Below are 546 nucleotides of genomic sequence, written 5' to 3' on the forward strand. Positions count from 1 at the left end.
GATCAGCAGTCCCGCGGCCCGCAGCACCGTCGCCGCCCGGCCCGGCGGGCATCGGCCATAGGTCGCGACCTCGCAGTCCGGGCCGTCGGGCATCGCCGCCGCGAGGCGCGCCGCGAGTCGCCGCAGCCGCCGGGCGAATACATCCTCGCCGTCCGCCGCCCCCGTCAGGCCGCCGCAAGCTGTTGCCCGGACACCACACTCAGCCACATACATCCGCCGCTCCTATGCGTGGGATATTTGCCCACTTAACGTGTGATAATTTCCCACGTCAAGTGATCATGCGATGGCGCTGTGGGCGGAAGGTCCGCGCTTGCCGCCCGGCCGGACACCACTACCTTGACGCTCACCTAGGCAGGACCCCTTGACCGACCCCGCACCCAAGCCCGCCGCCGAAGCCGTGCTGGATGCCGCCGCGCGGTGGCTGCGCCCGCTCGTGCGGCTGCTGTTGCGTCACGGCGTCACGCATCCGGCGCTGTCGGACCTGCTGCGCCGGCTTTACGTGCAGGTCGCGACCGAGGAGGTGCTGACCGACGCGGCGGCGCGCAC

2 protein-coding genes are annotated in these 546 nt (G+C 71.4%); one reads left to right on the forward strand and one right to left on the reverse strand.

Going from position 1 to position 546, the window contains the following annotated elements; all coding sequences use genetic code 11:
• The coding region (locus B8460_RS21310) for a hypothetical protein (protein WP_148360714.1) at positions 1 to 213 on the reverse strand (213 nt) is incomplete at its 3' end.
• A gap of 148 nt (positions 214 to 361) precedes the next feature.
• Between B8460_RS21310 and B8460_RS19055 the strand changes: the two genes are divergently transcribed.
• Positions 362 to 546, forward strand: a 185-nt coding sequence (locus B8460_RS19055) for a DUF6502 family protein (protein ID WP_048863205.1), incomplete at its 3' end; no start/stop codon positions are given.

The sequence above is a fragment of the Acidisphaera rubrifaciens HS-AP3 genome (assembly GCF_000964365.1).
In the GTDB taxonomy this organism is placed as follows: Bacteria; Pseudomonadota; Alphaproteobacteria; order Acetobacterales; family Acetobacteraceae; genus Acidisphaera; species Acidisphaera rubrifaciens.